At 57.9% G+C, this 16,258-nt stretch carries 15 protein-coding genes and 1 pseudogene; 11 read left to right on the top strand and 5 right to left on the bottom strand.

Annotation, left to right across the window (positions count from 1 at the left end):
* The 5 genes from M1B34_RS31480 to M1B34_RS31460 all read left to right on the top strand — a co-directional run.
* The coding region (locus M1B34_RS31480) for a DUF637 domain-containing protein (protein ID WP_268267172.1) at positions 1 to 2,692 on the top strand (2,692 nt) is incomplete at its 5' end.
* Positions 2,693 to 2,699: 7 nt separating this feature from the next.
* Positions 2,700 to 2,951, top strand: coding sequence for a DUF7660 family protein (locus M1B34_RS31475; protein ID WP_268267171.1), 252 nt, complete (start codon positions 2,700 to 2,702; stop codon positions 2,949 to 2,951).
* Between the two features lie 470 nt (positions 2,952 to 3,421).
* Entirely contained in the window at positions 3,422 to 4,552 is a 1,131-nt protein-coding gene (locus tag M1B34_RS31470; RefSeq protein ID WP_268267170.1) for a merozoite surface protein 3b, read from the top strand.
* A 1-nt stretch (position 4,553) separates the two neighbouring features.
* Positions 4,554 to 5,981 (top strand): DUF6384 family protein, encoded by a 1,428-nt coding sequence (locus tag M1B34_RS33890; protein ID WP_268267169.1) that lies wholly within the window; start codon positions 4,554 to 4,556, stop codon positions 5,979 to 5,981.
* Entirely contained in the window at positions 5,981 to 7,459 is a 1,479-nt protein-coding gene (locus tag M1B34_RS31460) for a coiled-coil domain-containing protein (protein ID WP_268267168.1), read from the top strand. Before M1B34_RS33890 ends, M1B34_RS31460 begins: the two co-directional genes overlap by 1 nt.
* A 67-nt stretch (positions 7,460 to 7,526) precedes the next feature.
* On the opposite strand, the gene M1B34_RS31455 is transcribed toward M1B34_RS31460, so the two are convergent.
* Complete coding sequence (locus M1B34_RS31455; RefSeq protein WP_341870564.1) at positions 7,527 to 8,474, bottom strand: AraC family transcriptional regulator; 948 nt, start codon at positions 8,472 to 8,474, stop codon at positions 7,527 to 7,529.
* Between the two features lie 206 nt (positions 8,475 to 8,680).
* Between M1B34_RS31455 and M1B34_RS31450 the strand changes: the two genes are divergently transcribed.
* The gene (locus M1B34_RS31450; protein ID WP_268263402.1) at positions 8,681 to 9,073 is read left to right on the top strand and encodes a transcriptional regulator; all 393 of its coding nucleotides are present in this window, start codon (positions 8,681 to 8,683) and stop codon (positions 9,071 to 9,073) included.
* Between the two features lie 7 nt (positions 9,074 to 9,080).
* On the opposite strand, the gene M1B34_RS31445 is transcribed toward M1B34_RS31450, so the two are convergent.
* From M1B34_RS31445 to M1B34_RS31435, 3 genes are all read right to left on the bottom strand, one after another.
* Positions 9,081 to 9,950: a DUF6279 family lipoprotein gene (locus M1B34_RS31445; protein ID WP_268267166.1), complete on the bottom strand. Its 870-nt coding sequence runs from the start codon at positions 9,948 to 9,950 to the stop codon at positions 9,081 to 9,083.
* A 65-nt stretch (positions 9,951 to 10,015) separates the two neighbouring features.
* Positions 10,016 to 10,735 (bottom strand): TorF family putative porin, encoded by a 720-nt coding sequence (locus M1B34_RS31440; protein WP_268267165.1) that lies wholly within the window; start codon positions 10,733 to 10,735, stop codon positions 10,016 to 10,018.
* Positions 10,736 to 10,943: 208 nt separating this feature from the next.
* Positions 10,944 to 11,132, bottom strand: coding sequence for a hypothetical protein (locus M1B34_RS31435; RefSeq protein ID WP_030131898.1), 189 nt, complete (start codon positions 11,130 to 11,132; stop codon positions 10,944 to 10,946).
* A 352-nt stretch (positions 11,133 to 11,484) separates the two neighbouring features.
* On the opposite strand from M1B34_RS31435, the gene M1B34_RS31430 reads away from it, so the two are divergent.
* From M1B34_RS31430 to M1B34_RS31410, 5 genes and pseudogenes are all read left to right on the top strand, one after another.
* Positions 11,485 to 12,321: a CvfB family protein gene (locus tag M1B34_RS31430; protein ID WP_123329932.1), complete on the top strand. Its 837-nt coding sequence runs from the start codon at positions 11,485 to 11,487 to the stop codon at positions 12,319 to 12,321.
* Between the two features lie 27 nt (positions 12,322 to 12,348).
* Complete coding sequence (locus M1B34_RS31425) at positions 12,349 to 12,762, top strand: DUF2177 family protein (RefSeq protein WP_268267164.1); 414 nt, start codon at positions 12,349 to 12,351, stop codon at positions 12,760 to 12,762.
* Between the two features lie 284 nt (positions 12,763 to 13,046).
* Entirely contained in the window at positions 13,047 to 14,498 is a 1,452-nt protein-coding gene (locus M1B34_RS31420) for an NCS1 family nucleobase:cation symporter-1 (protein ID WP_123329947.1), read from the top strand.
* A gap of 151 nt (positions 14,499 to 14,649) precedes the next feature.
* Positions 14,650 to 15,572, top strand: a pseudogene (locus tag M1B34_RS31415) (DMT family transporter).
* 181 nt (positions 15,573 to 15,753) lie between these two features.
* On the top strand, positions 15,754 to 15,882 hold the full coding sequence (locus tag M1B34_RS31410) for a PA1414 family protein (protein WP_259740357.1): 129 nt from the start codon (positions 15,754 to 15,756) through the stop codon (positions 15,880 to 15,882).
* 108 nt (positions 15,883 to 15,990) lie between these two features.
* Here M1B34_RS31410 and M1B34_RS31405 read toward each other — a convergent pair whose 3' ends face one another.
* Positions 15,991 to 16,242: an acyl carrier protein gene (locus M1B34_RS31405; RefSeq protein WP_123329951.1), complete on the bottom strand. Its 252-nt coding sequence runs from the start codon at positions 16,240 to 16,242 to the stop codon at positions 15,991 to 15,993.
* Between the last annotated feature and the right edge of the window lie 16 nt (positions 16,243 to 16,258).

The following is a 16,258-nucleotide window of genomic DNA, read 5'->3' as shown; positions in this document are numbered from 1 at the left end:
CACTCAATACGGCAGCGAGGTGACGACAGGTGGCAACCTGGCGGCGAGTGCTGGAGGAGATGTAACGATAGTTGCAAGCACCTTGAAGGCCGTTAAGGACATCGACCTGAGAGGTGAGGGTGACGTGCGTATCGCCTCGGCGGCCAATGAAGACAGCAGCGCGTACCACAAGAAACGTGGCGGTAAGAAAGTCGACATAGAGCACCACCAAGTTCGGCAGCAGAGCAGCGTGATCGAGGCTGGCGGTGAGCTGGTAGTCGGTGCGGACGGCGATTTACTGGTTAGCTCCAGTCACCTCAAGTCTGGTGCTGACGCCTATCTGTATGCGGGTGAGCAAATAGCCTTGTTGGCTGCCCAGGACAGCAATTATTCGCTGTACAACATGAAGAAAAAGGGTAGTTGGGGCAGCAAGAAAACTAAGCGCGATGAAGTTACTGATGAACGCCATATGGGTTCCAGTATCACCTCGGGGGAGAACCTGACGCTCAAAAGCGATGGGGATCAAACGTATCAGGTGGCAAAACTGGAAAGCGGCAAGGACATCACCCTGGATGGTGGCGGCGCCATCACCTTTGAAGGGGTGAAGGACCTGCACCAGGAGAGCCACGAGAAGACCAATAACAATTCCTTCTGGGTGTCCTCCAAAGGCAAGGGCAATACCGACGAAACCCTGCGCCAGACCCAAATGCTGGCTGCTGGCAACATCGTGATCAAAGCCGTAGATGGCCTGAAGATTGATGTGAGGCAGGTCAACCAGCAAACCGTTAGCCAGAGCATTAATGCGATGGTCAACGCCGACCCACAACTGGCCTGGCTCAAGGAGGCCGAGAAGCGCGGCGATGTCGACTGGCGGTTGGTGAAGGAGATCCACGACTCCTACAAGTACAGTAACTCCGGGCTGGGGCCGGCTTCGCAGATCATTATTGCGATTGTGATGGCGGCGGTCGTTGGACCGGCGGCAATGGGCGCGATGGGAACCGCAACAGGCGGCGCGGTGGCTGCGGGGACCATTAGTTCGGGAACGGCGGGAATGTTGGTGTCGGGTGCTGGAGCTATCGCGACAGGTGCTGCGACGAATGCAACTGTGAGTTTCATCAACAACGGTGGAAATCTGGGTGCGGTAGTTAAGGATGTAACTTCTTCCAATGCCATTCAAGGTTACGTCATTTCCGGTGTTACAGCCGGCTTGACCACCGGTTACTTCGATAAATGGGTCGGAGGTAAAACCGACGTTTTGACCGGCAAGGTTGACTTGCAATTAGACACTTGGACGGGGGTTGGCAAGTTCGCGGCTAACCAGACCTTGCAGGGAGGTACCTCGACACTGTTGAGCAAAGCGTTGGGGCGGGAGGGCAGTGCCAACGACACGTTGAAAAACGCGCTGTTCAACACCTTGGCAGCCGCCAGTTTCAATGCCGTGGGTGACTACACACAAGGTGTACTAAGCGACGGCATGCCGCCAAAAATATTAATCCACGCGATGGTTGGTGGCCTGCTGTCACAAGTGACTGACGGTGACTTCAAAACCGGTGCCTTGGCTGCGGGCGTGAATGAGGCAGTGGTTGTCCAGTTGGACAGGCTGGTCAAGCAAGACGAATCCCTGCTGAGTATGAGTTCGCAGATCGTGGGTGTGCTTACGGCCGCCGTGCAGAGGGATGCAGATGTTCAATCTATAGAGAAAGGCGGCTGGGTGGCGAAGAACGCTACGCAGTACAACTGGCTATTACATAAGGAGATAAAGGCGGCAGATGAAGCGCGAGAAGGCTGTAGGTTGCGCGGAGGTGACGTTGCTGGCTGTCAGAACAGGATTACTCAAGCTATGGATAGCTTGGACCAAGCTCGTAATTTTGAGCGGACTGAACAATTTCGGCAGGTACAACTGGCGGTTTATCAGGAGGGTATGACGCCGGAGCAGTATGAACAGGCTTTAGACCGCTACTGGACTGGGATCGATAAAAACCAGGTTGTCTTATCTGGATATGGGCCTGCTAAAGAGTGGGCATATATTGCCAGTGAGATGGGGGGTGGTTTTGCTGATGCAGCTTTAGGCTGGCCAGGCAAGTTCTACGACAGCATCGTCCACACGCTGACTCATTTGACGGATATTCCGGGCAATATTGTGCTGGCAGGCAAAGAGGGCGTTGACTGGCTCAATAGCCCGATACCCGGGCAAAGCCTAGAGCGTGCTGGTGATCAACTGCTGTTTTCGACACCTGATCGATTAGGTGGCATAGTCTTTGTCGCGGCGACTGGAGCTATCACCGCAGCTATTGGCGGCAAGGCAGTTGAGTGGATTGGTGGGAAGTGGGTTGTTGCGGAAAAAGGGGGGGCAGTAGGTCAGAAATTTCCATCTTCTTTGCCAGACAACTTAACTGGCTACGCAAACCCGAAAGATATTCGGTTCACGCAAGATAGTGTTTCTAATACTTTCAAAGATGGAAAAACCCTCCAGGCCACAATTGATGGTTTGAGATCAGGAAAAATATCTCCAGATGATCTGCCACCTATCCGAGTATTTGAGAAGGATGGGAAAATTTATAGTCTGGATAATCGGCGGTTGCTTGCAGCATCTGAGGCGGGCGTTCCAATTAAAGTTGTGCCCGCCACACCGGCAGAAGTTGCTAAGGAGGGTTGGAAGATGACTACGCCAAATAATGGTTCAATTATCTGTGTTCGAGGCGTTTGTAAATGAGGAACGTATGAGCGTTGAGCAAGTGGAAAATATACAGACAAAAGAAGAGTTTGCAGATTTTATCGAGTCGTTTAGAAAGGAGTTAGTACATGCTCCTGATGAATGGGAGAACTCTGATTTGGAGAGGTTTTTGGGTGCAATGGAAGCTTGGGTTAGGGCAATAGATATGTATGCAAAAAATTCTGGTGATAAGACCATTACTATTCCTAGTTGGAGCACTTTTGCAAAAATATTGTATGCGGCAAAAGTTTATGAATAGTTAATCTGGAGCTCGGACTTTATCTGGAAGTTAAACTTAAAGTCCCCGGCTAGCCGGGGATCTTTCTATGTTTCACTCTGCCGTAATCACCAGCTTATTCTTACTGAGCTTGATTATAATCTTCTAATTAACCTCAAATCCTGCCTGCAACAACCAATGCCCACGCAATCGAAGCTATGGAACATCGGTGCTGGGGATACTCGGTTCTCGTTGAGAGTGGGGCAAGCAGCGATGAATTCTCTCTGTCCAAGTCGGGTGATATGCTCGCGCACGCCAGGTTGCTGGCTATCTGCCAGGGATGCACCAGGCCTTGCTTGATGAGAGGCCTCGGTTAACCCCGGCCCCTATGTAGAGGGTGCTGGCAACGCTGTAACCGATTTTAAAGTGGGGGGTGGAAGCCCCCTTCGCCTATTCACCTATCAATGGATGATGGAGCTGCGCCTCCGCGGCTCTACCCCGGTAATATGCCCATGCTCACGAACTACCTCGAACGCTCCATGTCGGCCTTACGCTCCATCGGTATCAGCTTTCCTCAACAGGACGCCCCGGTCCTGGCGCTGCTGGACAAGGTGGCGGTGTACGACGTTACCCGTGTGACCAATATTGCCGCCACCCTGCAGCAGTCCACGGTGTTCAACGCCGCCGTGCGGGACAAGCTCCAGGGTATGGACATCAGCACCCGCTATGCGGATATCGCCTCCAGCTTCGATTCGATCCGTACCGACGCCGAGCAGATGATGGAGTGGATGGCCGACGGCAAGTTGCAGTTCTCTGAACGTATTCAGTTGGCGTGGCTGAACGTGCGTCGTGGTTCGATCCCGGATCGCTTCGAGAGCATCCGCGAGCATTACCTGGCGGTGGCCAAGTCGGCCAATGAGCAGATTCAGCTGGAAACCCTGATTCTCGAGGCGTATCAGGATTACCGCCTGGCCATGAAGTCGGCCGAAGTCGATGCCAGTGAAGTGCAGAAAATCGCCCTGGCGCAGATGGACGCCGGGCGTAAGGCGCTGGCTGATGCCAGTGCCGCTCTAGAAGAAGCAGGACTGGCGGCGGATCAGGCCAAGCTGGAGCTGGAGCGGGATGTGGCCCTGCGCAATCTGCAGGACGAAGACAAGCGCTTCCAGATCATCACCGACATCGCCGATCAGTTGAAGGCCGCCTATGGCGCGGCGGAGCTGGTGTTCGCTCGGCTCAATCAGTACCACGCGGTGAAAGAGCGGCTGTATCAACGGGCGGTGAGTTTCTTCGCCACGAACGAGATTGTGCTCACCGGGCTGGCGGCGGGCTTCACTTCGTCCGGTGGCTTGGCGGAAACCACTCAAACCCTGAACGCCATGACCGACGGGATCAATACCAGCCTTGAAGTGCAGGCGCGGGCCGGCGGCGATCAGCTCAATGCCGCACTCAAGGCCGGTTACGGTTCCAGCCTCAAGGCCAGTTCGGTGAAGGCCCTGGCCGATGCGGTGCTGGAGTTCCAGGCCAGCAGCCTGAGTCTGATCCAGGAGCTGCGCAAGGAGTCGGCGTCGGCCGCCGCCGAGATCGAGTCGGTCACCGAGGACAGCAAGCGCCGCTTTACCGCGCTCCTGCAGAAGGGGGTGTGAGGTGAGCGGGGTTTCTCTCAGCGAACAGATGGGCGCTATGGCGCTGATCGATGAGCTGCGCCATGGCCAGACCGAGATCCAGAAGCACCTGGACCTGCCCAAACACCGCAAGGCGGTGGCCGAGCGCATTCGTGAGTTCTACAAGGCCAAGGGGGTCGAGGTCGAGGATGCGCTGGTGGAGCAGGGGGTACGCAGTTACTTTGCTACGCGCCTGACCTATGACGTACCCACGTTGCGTTGGTGGGAACGGCGTTTGGCCCGGCTTTACATCGATCGTAAACAGTGGCTGAAAGGGACGTTGATTTGGACGCCGATTATCTTGTGGTCGTTGTATGCCTGGAGTCAGGTGATCAGCTCCCATGTCGAGCAACGACGGTACACACAGGCTGACTTGATCAGCATGCGGAGCCAGCTCGACAGCCGCTCGCAGCAGCTTTACACGCAAAGGGACCGATTGGGCAGATTGCATGAACAAGTAACGAGCGCTCGGGTGCCGGCTGCGGATCGAATGCTCGAGAAGGCGATGGAACTGCTGGAGAAAGCCCAGAAGTTGACATTGATCTCGCTACCAGAGAAGGCTGTGCCGGAGGACCAGCGCAGCCTTGCTGATTCCAACAAGGTATTTGCGGCCCGAAACAGCCTGAATGCTGCAACCAACGCCATGGACGCATTGCAAGTTCAGTTGGACGATGTCTCGCGTGTGTTGTTGGGTAACCAGAAACTCAATGCCTTGGTCGGTCGAACCAGCTATTCCCCGATCAGTAAAGCTGTTCCCGAAGTGCTGACTGAGGCTGCTAAGGCACGCTCCGCATTGGATCAGGCCGATACTGTGGGTGTGGCGACTGCGCTAGCGGCGGTGGATCGACTCGAGCGCTTGATCGAACAGAACAGCCTGAGTCCGACTTACCTCGCCGCCCTTGAAAGCGCGCGTGGAGCAGTGGGCAAGATGGGGTTGAACCCGGCGGATGCTGCTCAGTTCGAGCCTCTGTTTACCAGCGTGGACCGGGCGATCAATGCACAAGACGCCAGTGCCGCAACCCGAAGCCTCAAGGATATTGATCAGTTGCTGACCTTCGCCAAGACACCCTTGAAGTTGGATGTGGTGAGCCGTGCCGGTGAAAAGTCCATGATCGAGCGTAATTACGACCCAACTGGGGGCAAGAGCTGGTACCTGCTGACCGAGGCCACGGATGCCGCCGGTAATGTGGTGCAGGTACCGATTACCAGTCGTGAAACCGGAGAGAAACGCTACGCCAAAGTATTTGGAGTCAGGGTCAGCGAGGCCACCTATCAGGAGGTCAAGAAGGACAAGCTTGCAGATGGTCACGTCGACAATCGGAGCATGGGGTCTAAAGACGCTAATGCGCTGGGCTTGAAGTTTGTCAAAGGGCGTACTACCGGCAACCCTGACTACATTCTGGAGTGGTGATGAGCTCAAACAATACGCTGACGCCTGTGAGTGAAGACTTGCAGCACCATGAGGGTGAACTGCGCGCGCTCCAGCAGGAGCTATCCCTGGCTCACAGTCAGGAGCTGCGCCTGCGGCAGGAAATCAGTTATGCCCTGGCCCAGGTAGCCCGTTATCAACTCAAGGGCGATTCGCAACAGTCGCTTGAGATCACGCGCCTGTTGGCAAAGCGCAACCAGGAAGAGGCCGAGGTGGCTGAACGTCTGGCCAAGGCCGAGGCCAAGGTGGAGCAGCATCAACAGATGTTGTTGGAGGTCTCCGCAGAGGTTCAGGCCCAGGCTGCGGAGCTCGATCGCCGGTTGGCCGAAGACCCCGAGTATCAGCAGCAGGTTGTTGCCTTGCATGCCACTGAGGCGGCGCAAGCAACTGCGGCCGAATCCTATGGGGAGTTGCGTGACGAATGTGAGACCAAGTTGCGGAGTTTTCAGGTCGATCGGCTGTATTTGTACCTTAAGACGCGGAAGTTCGGCACCGAGGCGTACCCGCGTTGGACTCCCTGGCAGAGCTTGGATCGGTGGGTCGCAAAGCTTTGCAACTTCACTGAAAACTGGCGGGCCGAGCAGACTCTATATGCCATTCAGGAGGCAAACGAAGAGGCTGCCCGTCAGTCTGAACGTGAGCTGGTGGCCCAGCGGGCCAAAGTGTCTAACTTGTATAGTCGGTTTTCCGCGGCTTTTGATTTTGTGAAGCTTCAGCAAGCTCTGACAACGGGGGCGCAGGCGTTGGAGGCGGCCACGGCTCAGGCCAAGCAGGTCTACGACGAACTGGAGGTCTTCAGCCTCAGGCGTGATCCACATCTGGTCCGTGCGTCGCAGTTGCTGGCTGAGCAGTTGAACGAGATTAGCATTCTGGAGTTGGAGCGCCTGGCTGCGCAGACCAGCGGGCCAGAAGATGATGCGCTAGTGCTGCAAGTTCGAGGGATGCGTGCCGAGCTGGATGAACTGCTGGTTCGCGTGCCGCGTCTAGAGCGTAAGTGCAAGCAGGCTCGCAAGGAGTACAAGAAGGCCAAGCGGATACAGCGCTTGCTGGAAGAGGAGGAAGCTTACGAGTCTGAGGACGACTACGAAGAGTATGACGAGTACCAAGCTGATGGAGTTGAAGAAGCCAGCACTGGTGAAGGTCGGGCTGTGGCGCTCAGTCTGCTTAAATCCTCTTACACGGTAGCGAGTGCGTTAATGGGTGCGATTTTGAGTAGCAGTTCTGATTCTGGCTCCTCCAAATCCAGCAGTTCCTGGAGCAACTCAGGAGCTGGCCGTACTTCCAGTCGTTCTGCTTTCAGCGATTTGTCGAGCGGCTCATCCTCAAGCGCTTCATCGAGCAGCTCCGGTTCCAGTGGCTCAGGCTCTAGCACATCCTCGAGTAGCTCGGGATTCAGCACCTCTTCGAGCAGCACCCGTTCCCGCGATGGTGGTGGTTTCTCCACCAGCGACAGTCTTTAAGGCCGCGAGCTCAAGCGAAAAAACACGGGGGAGCATTGGCTCCCCCGTGTCGTTTCCGGTTAGGGCACTACAGCACCTTCACCGGAATACAGATCTCACACGCCAACGCCTCCGTCCTGGCGTCGTAGTACGCCTCCGCCGGATAGCGCTCGAACGCCGGGCGGGTGTCGAACTGCAGGCCACTCTTGGGCATCCAGTCGCGGCACAACTCTATCCAGGTGTCGCCGAGTTCGTGGCCCTTGCCGTTGAATTGCGCCACTGCATACAGGCCGCCTGGAAGGTGGAGGAGGCTGCCTGCACCGTTGCTCTTGAAGGTGGCATCCACTTCCACACAGGCGTCGTAACGCTGCCGGTGCGCCGGGGTGATGTCGGGATCATCGTGGCCAATGCCGTAGCGCACTCGGCCTGATAGCTGGTTTTCCTGGATCCAGGGCGTCACTGTTTCGCGCCAGAACTGGCCGAGCTCCGGACCATAGGGGCCGATGTGGCGCAGGCAGGCGACGCGGGCGGGCGGCAGTTGTGTGAGCACGATGTGCAGGCTTGAGTGCTTCAGGTGAATGAAGGCATCGGGATCGTCAAACGCCGGGATGTGGGTCTGGCCAGGGTTGTTCAAGGTCCGCAGGCGCCGTTCGGGAACATCGCTCTCGCGTCGGTGCCAGCGCTTGGGCTCGGTGCTGCGCCAGGTGGTCGGGCTCACGGAGAACTGCTGCTTGAAGGCATGGGACAAGGCTTCGCCGGAACTGAAGCCAACGTCGCGTGCGACTTCAAGGATGCTCGCTTCCGGGTGGCTGGCCAGTTGATAGGCGGCGCAGGCCAGGCGGCGTCGACGCAGATACTGGCCCAGGGTTTCGCCCACCCAGGCGCTGAACAGGCGATGGAAATGCAGCGCAGAGAAATGCGCCACCTGCGCCAGGTCGGCCAGCTCGATCGGCTGGTGCAGGTGCTGGTCGATGTACTCCAGGACGCGATTCATGCGGCGCGTGTATTCGTGGAGACTATGGTCGGCGGGGCTCATAGATGCAGCTTAGCTGGCCGTGTCGGTCGTAGCTGTTTTTGTAGGGGCGGCGAGGGCGTTTTACAGGCCATCCACTGCGCAGCTGCCGACCCCGGCGTTTGTCGATCAAGGGACGGGCGGTTGGGTTAATTCCTGAACGGCTGGCCCTTCCTACCAGTCACAATCGATGAAAGGCATTTCATTCGTTGGTTGGGAGGTTGATCAGGATGAGCACATACAACTGGGATTTGATCGAGCGCCTGTTGCATGAGGTGCAGAACGGCGCTGGCCACAGTTTCACCCCGCGTCCCTATGCCGAGCAGCATGCGGCGGCGCTGGCCGCTGAAGGTGAAACCCCCGGCAATCTGGACGAGCTGAAGGTGACAGCCACGGAATACGAAAAACTGTTGCTGGACCGCGGTTTTATCGAGTCGCGGCCTGAAGACGAAGGTGGCAATGGCGAGAACTTTATCCTCACGCCTCGGGGATCAAGCCTGTTGTGCCTGATCGACAGCAGCATCCCTGGCAATGATCACCCGCGTCAGGTGCTGGATGAGCAGGCCGACGCGCTGGCGCCGGAGACCTTTGATGAGGTGGCGTCCAAAGCGCAGATCGCCTGACGGGTATTCAGCCCTGATGGCTGGCCTGCAGGCATTTGAGCGCCTGGAAGTCGCTGCGCACGCCGTCGATTTTCTTCAGCAGACGCTGACGTTGTTGCGGCGTGCTTTCGGCCATCAGGTCCACCAGCAGGCTGCGGGCTGCCTGCTCGGTGCTGGCGTAGGCCTGACGGTAACTTGGGGTCCATAAGCTTTCGCGGTTGACCAGCAGCTGTTCGATGCGTTGCGGGAAGTCGGCACTGTGCCGTTGCTCCACGGCAGCGCTGAACTGCGCCTGCCAGTGGGCGCGGTTGGCAATCCATTGCTGGTTCTGATCGCCCAGGGCTGCCGACCAAGCGTCGACACGCTGTTGCTGGGCCGGGCTCAAAGGGCCGAGCCAGGTGTTCAGGCGTTTGCTCATGCGCTGGCTGCGTTGGCTGATTTGTTGCTCCAGGGTGGGTTTCAGGTATTGCTCCCGGCGCTCCTGCTGGTCTTTGGCAAAGGCCGCGTTCATCTCCTTGACCTGCTGGTCGTCGAGGCCTTGCAGCAGCTCAACGGCTGACGGGGTGATTTGCCGCGCGGTCTCGGCGATCGCTTGCTTGGCTTCCTGGGTGCGGATTTGCAGGGCGGCGTCGCTGACCTGATTGCTTTCCACCATCTGTTGCAGGCGATCGAGCCAATCCAGGTAGCCCGGCAACTGGGTGCTGCAATGCCAGCTCAGGTGGTCTTTGAGGCGCTCGTTGAACCAGCCTTTTTGCTCGCTGTTCATGTCCAGGTAATCATTGAGCGTCCAGGGAATGATGACGTCGAGATTGCGATAGGCCAGGCCCACGCGGCTGCAGGCCACCAGGACCAGGCTGAAGATCAGGAGCAGGGCGAGTTGCGGTAACCGGCGCGACATGGGCGAGTCCTTGCGAATGCGGGTTCATGCATCTGAACCGCAAAGGCCTGCGGCAGTTCAGCCGATCAATAAAAGGCGCGTTCGGCCTTGAAGGTCAACAGCCCATCGCACTCGGCGTTGTGTCCGGAGTAGGCCGAGCAGTCGCCGCCGCTGAGGTTGGAGTCGCTGTAAATCAGGTTCAGGTCGATGCCCAGCCAGGGTCGCGAGAGTTTGACCGACCAGTCGTTGAAACTGCTGACGTAGCCGCCATCGGCGATCGACACCGGGCTATTCAACTGGTGGGTGCTGTACTTGAGGCTGATGCCGATGCCGAAGGGCTGGTTGCCGCTCAAATCGGCAAACAGCGTGCTGTTGCGCTGGTCGGGGTCGTTGCTGAAGGCTGCCCCGAAGCGGCTGCCCAGCAGGGTCAGGCCACCGAAGAACTCGCGGCTGTTGAGGGTTTCCAATTGCGGGTAGCTGTAATGGATCATCCCCAGTTCATAGCCCAGGGTCTGGTCGAAGGGCTGCTTGAAACCCATGTACGAATCCACTTCCAAGTGGCTGGCGGGGCTGATGCCCATGCTCGGCGCCCATTGGCCGACGTACCAGCCGCTGTCGTGGGCCAAGTCCAGGCCGCCGTGGAACGAGCCGCTGCTGGACGGCTTGACCAGGCCCTGGGCCATGCTGCGGCTCGGCGTAGTGCCGAGCTTGAGGTCGAAGTCGCCCATCTCGCGCTGGAACACCTGCGCATCGACAGCCGGGCAGGCCAGCAAGGTGCTGGCCAGCAAAAGAGAGGGTTTGAGCATGCTGCACTCCATGAACAGCGAGGAGCAGGAACGGTAGAACCTACTGAAAGGCGCGATTTAGACGTGTGCAAGCATACCGATGAACGCTGTCCGATGAGGGCCGTTCGTCGATTTTTGCAGAGGTTCTGAAGGTGTTGCTGAGGGAGGGTGCCAGTCCTAGCGCCTTGAGGGGGACAAAGCGCATGAGGACCTGGGTGGTGCGGGGGTATTACTTTTTGCCCAGGGTGATCTGCTTGGACGGGCCGAAAGTCTGGCCACTGACGCCTTTGGCAATTTGCTGGATTTCGCCACCGGACTTCAGGAACGCAGCGATCTGATCGTTGATCGATTCGCTGGTCTCAACGGCTGGAGCTGGCTTTGCTTTGCTGTTGGATGCTTTTACGCGCATGGCGGCCATTTAACCTTTTTGAAAATTAACTTGGCCAGGCATCTTACCTGAAAGGCTTGACAATTGCTTGGCAAATATCCCTTTGAAATAACCCTCCCGGGCGTTGAATACGCCTAAGTTATTATTTGCACTATGTCCCTAAGCTGCTGTTTTAAATAAGGAGATTGGCTTGATTTGCAGCAGGCGCCGCCAGCGACGTGGGATTCATCCCGTCCGTCGGACTGACGGGTGGCGTCGGGTGAAGGGGCCAAGCCATGAAAAACCAAAGCCCGGGCGGATTTTTCTCCAGCCGGTTCTTCGGCTGCCGAACCTGGCGCCCAAAACCGGGTAGAATGCCGCCCACGCAATGAGGGTATTGGAAATGGCTTTAGTCGGGCGCTACAACAGTTTGCAAGTGGTTAAACACACCAACTTTGGTTTGTATCTGGATGGCGGGGCGGATGGCGAAATCTTGCTGCCCAACCGTTATATCCCCAAAGATATTCCCAGTGAAGATGAAGACTGGCTCAATGTTTTTGTTTATCTGGACAGTGCAGACAAACTCATCGCAACTACTGAAAAGCCGAAAGTTCAGGTCGGTGAGTTCGCCAGTCTTAAAGTCGTTGAAGTTAACAGCATCGGGGTGTTCCTGGATTGGGGCCTGCCCAAGGATCTGTTGCTGCCGTACTCCGAAGAAAAGCGCCAGATGCATGCTGGCGAGTATTGCGTGGTGCATGTCTACCTCGACAAACACACCCGCCGCATCACCGCGACCGCCCGCCTGGACCGCTACCTGGATAAGACACCGGCCAGCTACAAACCGGGCCAGGAAGTCGATTTGCTGGTGGCCGAGGCCACGGATATGGGCTTCAAGGCCATTATCAATAACAAGCACTGGGGCTTGATCCACAAGAACGAGGTGTTCAAGTTCCTGCGTTCCGGCATGCAGGAAAAGGGCTTTATCAAAGAAGTCCGCGCTGACGGCAAGATCAGCCTCAGCTTACAACCGGTGGGTGAGGAAGCGTCCACCAGCCTGAACTCCAAGATCCTCGCCAAGTTGCGGGAAAACAACGGTAGCCTGGCGGTCAGTGATAAGAGTGACCCGACCCTGATCAGCAGTCTGTTCGGTGTCAGCAAGGGCAACTTCAAGAAGGCCATCGGCGCACTGTACAAGCAGGGGCAGATTGTCATTCACCCGGATCGCATTGAACTAAGCTGACGTTCAACTCGATTCGGGATGTACGTCATGAGAACCACGCTGGTTGCCTACTTCGCTACATTGCTGGCCTTTCTGTTACTCGACGGTGTCTGGCTCGGGTTACTGATGGGGGCAACGTACAAGGCGCAGTTGGGTTCAATGATGCTCGATCAGCCGCTGCCGGTCCCGGCAGTGGCGTTCTACCTCCTCTATATCCTCGGCTGCGTGGTGTTCGTGGTGCGTCCGGCGTTGAGCCATGGCGGCTGGCAACGGGCTGCGCGGCTTGGCGCCTTGCTTGGCCTGGTAGCCTACGGCACCTATGACCTGAGCAATTGGGCAACCTTGCAGGGTTGGCCGGCTTCCCTGGCGCTGATGGACATGGCCTGGGGCTGCGTGGCCACCGCCATTGCCTGCAGCCTGGGTGTCTTGGGCGCGCGGCAGTGGGGCGGTATCCCGCAATAAGGTCTGTTGCGTTTTCGTCTGTATACAATTATTTGTGCACCGATATCAGGCAATTGCGCACTGTCTGTGGGCAGTCGTGCCCGTGATGATCTCGCCTTTAGTCCTCCTCTTGCTGTTCGCTCAATCGACTGAATACAAGGCTTGCGGCCGGATTCGGCACAGGTATCTGCACGATGGCACGCATTCTGCGTAGGGCTTCGTATACAAACCATGCCAGCTCCCGTACGCAGTGTGGTCACAAGGGCAGTCGCGGGGGCAGAGCTTGATCATCGAGGAGCCGCGCAATGACTGAGCAACTACCCGAGGGCTATAGCCCGCGCCTGTACAACCAGGATTTGGGACCGCTGCCGCAAAAATGGAACTGGTACAACATCTTCGCCTTCTGGATGAGTGACGTGCACAGCGTTGGCGGTTATGTGTTTGCCGCCAGCCTGTTTGCCTTGGGGCTGGCCAGTTGGCAGGTGCTGATCGCCTTGCTGGCGGGGATCTGTATCGTGCAGTTTGTCGCCAATCTGGTGGCCAAGCCCAGTCAGCAGGCGGCAGTGCCTTATCCGGTGATTTGCCGTTTGGCCTTCGGGGTGTTCGGGGCGAACATTCCGGCGGTGATTCGTGGCCTGATCGCCGTAGCCTGGTACGGGATCCAGACTTACCTGGCGTCCAGTGCCTTGATCATCGTGGTGCTGCGCTTTTTCCCCTCGATGGCGGTGTATGCAGAGCCACACTTTGCCGGCCTGTCCTACCTGGGCTGGTTCGGTTTTCTGGCCCTGTGGTTCGTCCAGGCCCTAGTGTTCTGGGCTGGCATGGAGTCGATCCGGCGCTTTATCGATTGGGCGGGCCCTGTGGTCTATGCGGTGATGTTCATTCTCGCCGGCTGGATCGTGTGGAAGGCCGGCTGGAGCCAGATCAGTTTTACCCTGGCGGAAAAGTCTCTGTCGGGCTGGCAAGCCTTTGGCCAAGTGATTGTGGCCACTGCCCTGGTGGTGTCTTACTTCTCCGGCCCCACCCTGAATTTTGGTGATTTCAGCCGTTACTGCCGCAGCATGCAGGACGTGAAACGCGGCAACTTCTGGGGGCTGCCGGTAAACTTCCTGGCGTTTTCCCTGGTGACCGTCGTCATCGTGTCCGGCACCTTGCCGGTGTTTGGTGAAATGCTCCACGACCCGATCGCCACCGTGGCGCGGATCGACAACGATGTGGCCGTGCTGTTGGGGGCCTTTGCCTTTGTCACCGCGACCATCGGCATTAACATCGTCGCCAACTTTGTCTCCCCGGCCTTCGATTTCGCCAACGTGGCGCCGAGCAAAATCAGCTGGCGCGCGGGAGGCATGATTGCCGCCGTTGCCTCGATCTTCATCACCCCTTGGAACCTGTTCAACAACCCGGAAGTGATCCATTACACCCTTGATGTACTGGCGGCCTTTATCGGCCCACTGTTCGGCATTCTGCTGGTGGATTACTACCTGATCAAAAAGCAGCAGATTGACGTCGACTCGCTGTTCAACGACAGCCCCAGCGGGCGTTACTACTACAGCGGCGGGGTCAACTGGACCGCGGTCAAGGCGCTGGTGCCAGCGACCTTGATGGGCGTTGCGATCACCTTCACCCCGGTATTGCAGCCGATGGCCAACTTCGCCTGGTTCACCGGTTGTTTCCTCGGCGGCGTGTTGTTCTTTGTCCTGGCCCGGCGCGAGCAGGCCTCAGGTTCGGTGCCTCTGGTGTCCGCGGTGTCTCGCTGAGGCACTGAGTTTCGCGGCCCGGCGGGGATCTTTCTCCGCCGCTTTGCCGGATAATCGACAGCACACTATTCTTCGCCCCGGGGCTCGCTTCGGGGCTTTTTGTTTTCTGTCGAGTAACTGCCATGGTGTCGATTGCTTCCAAGGGGCTGCGGTGAGTATCGAGTGGCGCAGCGCCGATGGTTTCGCCCTCCAAGTGATGCTGGGCCTGTGCCTGATCTGGGGCGTGCAGCAAGTGATGATCAAGTGGGCGGCGGCGGACGTGGCGCCGGTCATGCAGGCGGCCGCGCGCTCGGGGATTTCCGCCGTGCTGGTGGCCCTGCTGATGTGTTGGAAGGGTGGCTGGTCGCAGATGGGCAGCACGTGGCGCGGTGGCTTGCTGGCCGGCAGCCTGTTCGGCCTGGAGTTTCTGTTTATTGCCGAGGGCCTGAAGCTCACCAGTGCCGCCCACATGTCGGTGTTTCTCTATACCGCGCCGATTTTTACCGCCTTGGGGGTGAATTGGCTGCTCCCCAGTGAGCGCTTGCGCCCTTTGCAATGGCTGGGGATCGTCTTGGCGTTTATCGGCATCAGCATTGCCTTTGCCGGTGGCGTTTCCTGGGACTCTCTGGATCGCCGCATGCTTTTGGGCGATGCCCTGGGGATATTGGCCGGCATGGCCTGGGGCGCGACCACGGTGGTGGTCCGGGCATCGCGGCTTTCCGAGGCGCCAGCGACCCTGACCCTGTTCTATCAATTGCTCGTGGGTTTTGTCGGTCTGCTGCTGATTGCTTTGCTCAGCGGCCAGATCACCCACGTCAGCCTGACCCCGGTGGCGGTCGCCAGTGTGCTGTTCCAGGGGCTGGTGGTGTCGTTTTTCAGCTACCTGACCTGGTTCTGGTTGTTGCGGCGCTACCTGGCGGCGAACCTGGCCGTGTTTTCCTTTATGACCCCGCTGTTCGGCGTGACTTTCGGTGTGGTGCTGTTGGGCGAGCCCTGAGTGTCAATTTCATCATCGGCGTGTTGCTGGTGCTGCTGGGCATCACCTTGGTCAGCGCCGAACAGTGGCTGCGCAGGCGTTTGCGCCGCCTGTTGTGAGGCGCCGCATCAGGGGGCTTGAAGCGATTGCCGTCGACCCCATGACGGGTCTTGTCCCATTGGCATTCATCCAGTAACAGTTCATTGCTAACTGAGTGGAGCAATGGCGAAAACTTAGGGCTATTATCTGACTTACGCGGCTCCAGAATCTCCGCTCGGCACGACCCTTAAGGGGGGCACTATGAAAGACAAACTTCAAACCTGGCTGCACGACCTTGGCGTCGCATTGGGCCTGATCGAGCCACCGTTGCAACCGGTGCCGATCCCTACCGACGAAGAACTGCGCCGGCGCCAGCAACGCCGTCGTTAAGCGCTGACGCGAGAGCTGGGCCAGGCCCGGCTCTCCATGTCTCTGGCCTTTGTGGGTGTCGATGCACCCGCGAATTGTCGCAACCCTCGAATCCTATTCTTGCCCGGCTCAATGCCGGGCAATCTGTTGCAGGAACCGACTCAAGTCATTGGCGCTGCTGGCCGTCTTGAGCAGTTGGTCTTCTTCATGGGTAAAGGCCGTCAGGCCGAACTGGTCTTCCAGATGAAAGATCAGGTCCTCGATATCCTGCTTATCCAAACCCAACGCTTGCAGGCTGACATCGTCGGCAAAGTCGTGGTTGCCGTCGAGTTGGCGGCTGATGAAGTCGTGCACGACCTGGCGCACTTCGGCTCGTTTCATGGGCACGCCTCCTGAG

It is taken from the genome of Pseudomonas morbosilactucae, assembly GCF_023241715.1.
In the GTDB taxonomy this organism is placed as follows: Bacteria; Pseudomonadota; Gammaproteobacteria; order Pseudomonadales; family Pseudomonadaceae; genus Aquipseudomonas; species Aquipseudomonas morbosilactucae.
Note: the sequence above shows the minus strand (reverse complement) of the source record. Positions and strands in the feature narration are given on the sequence as shown.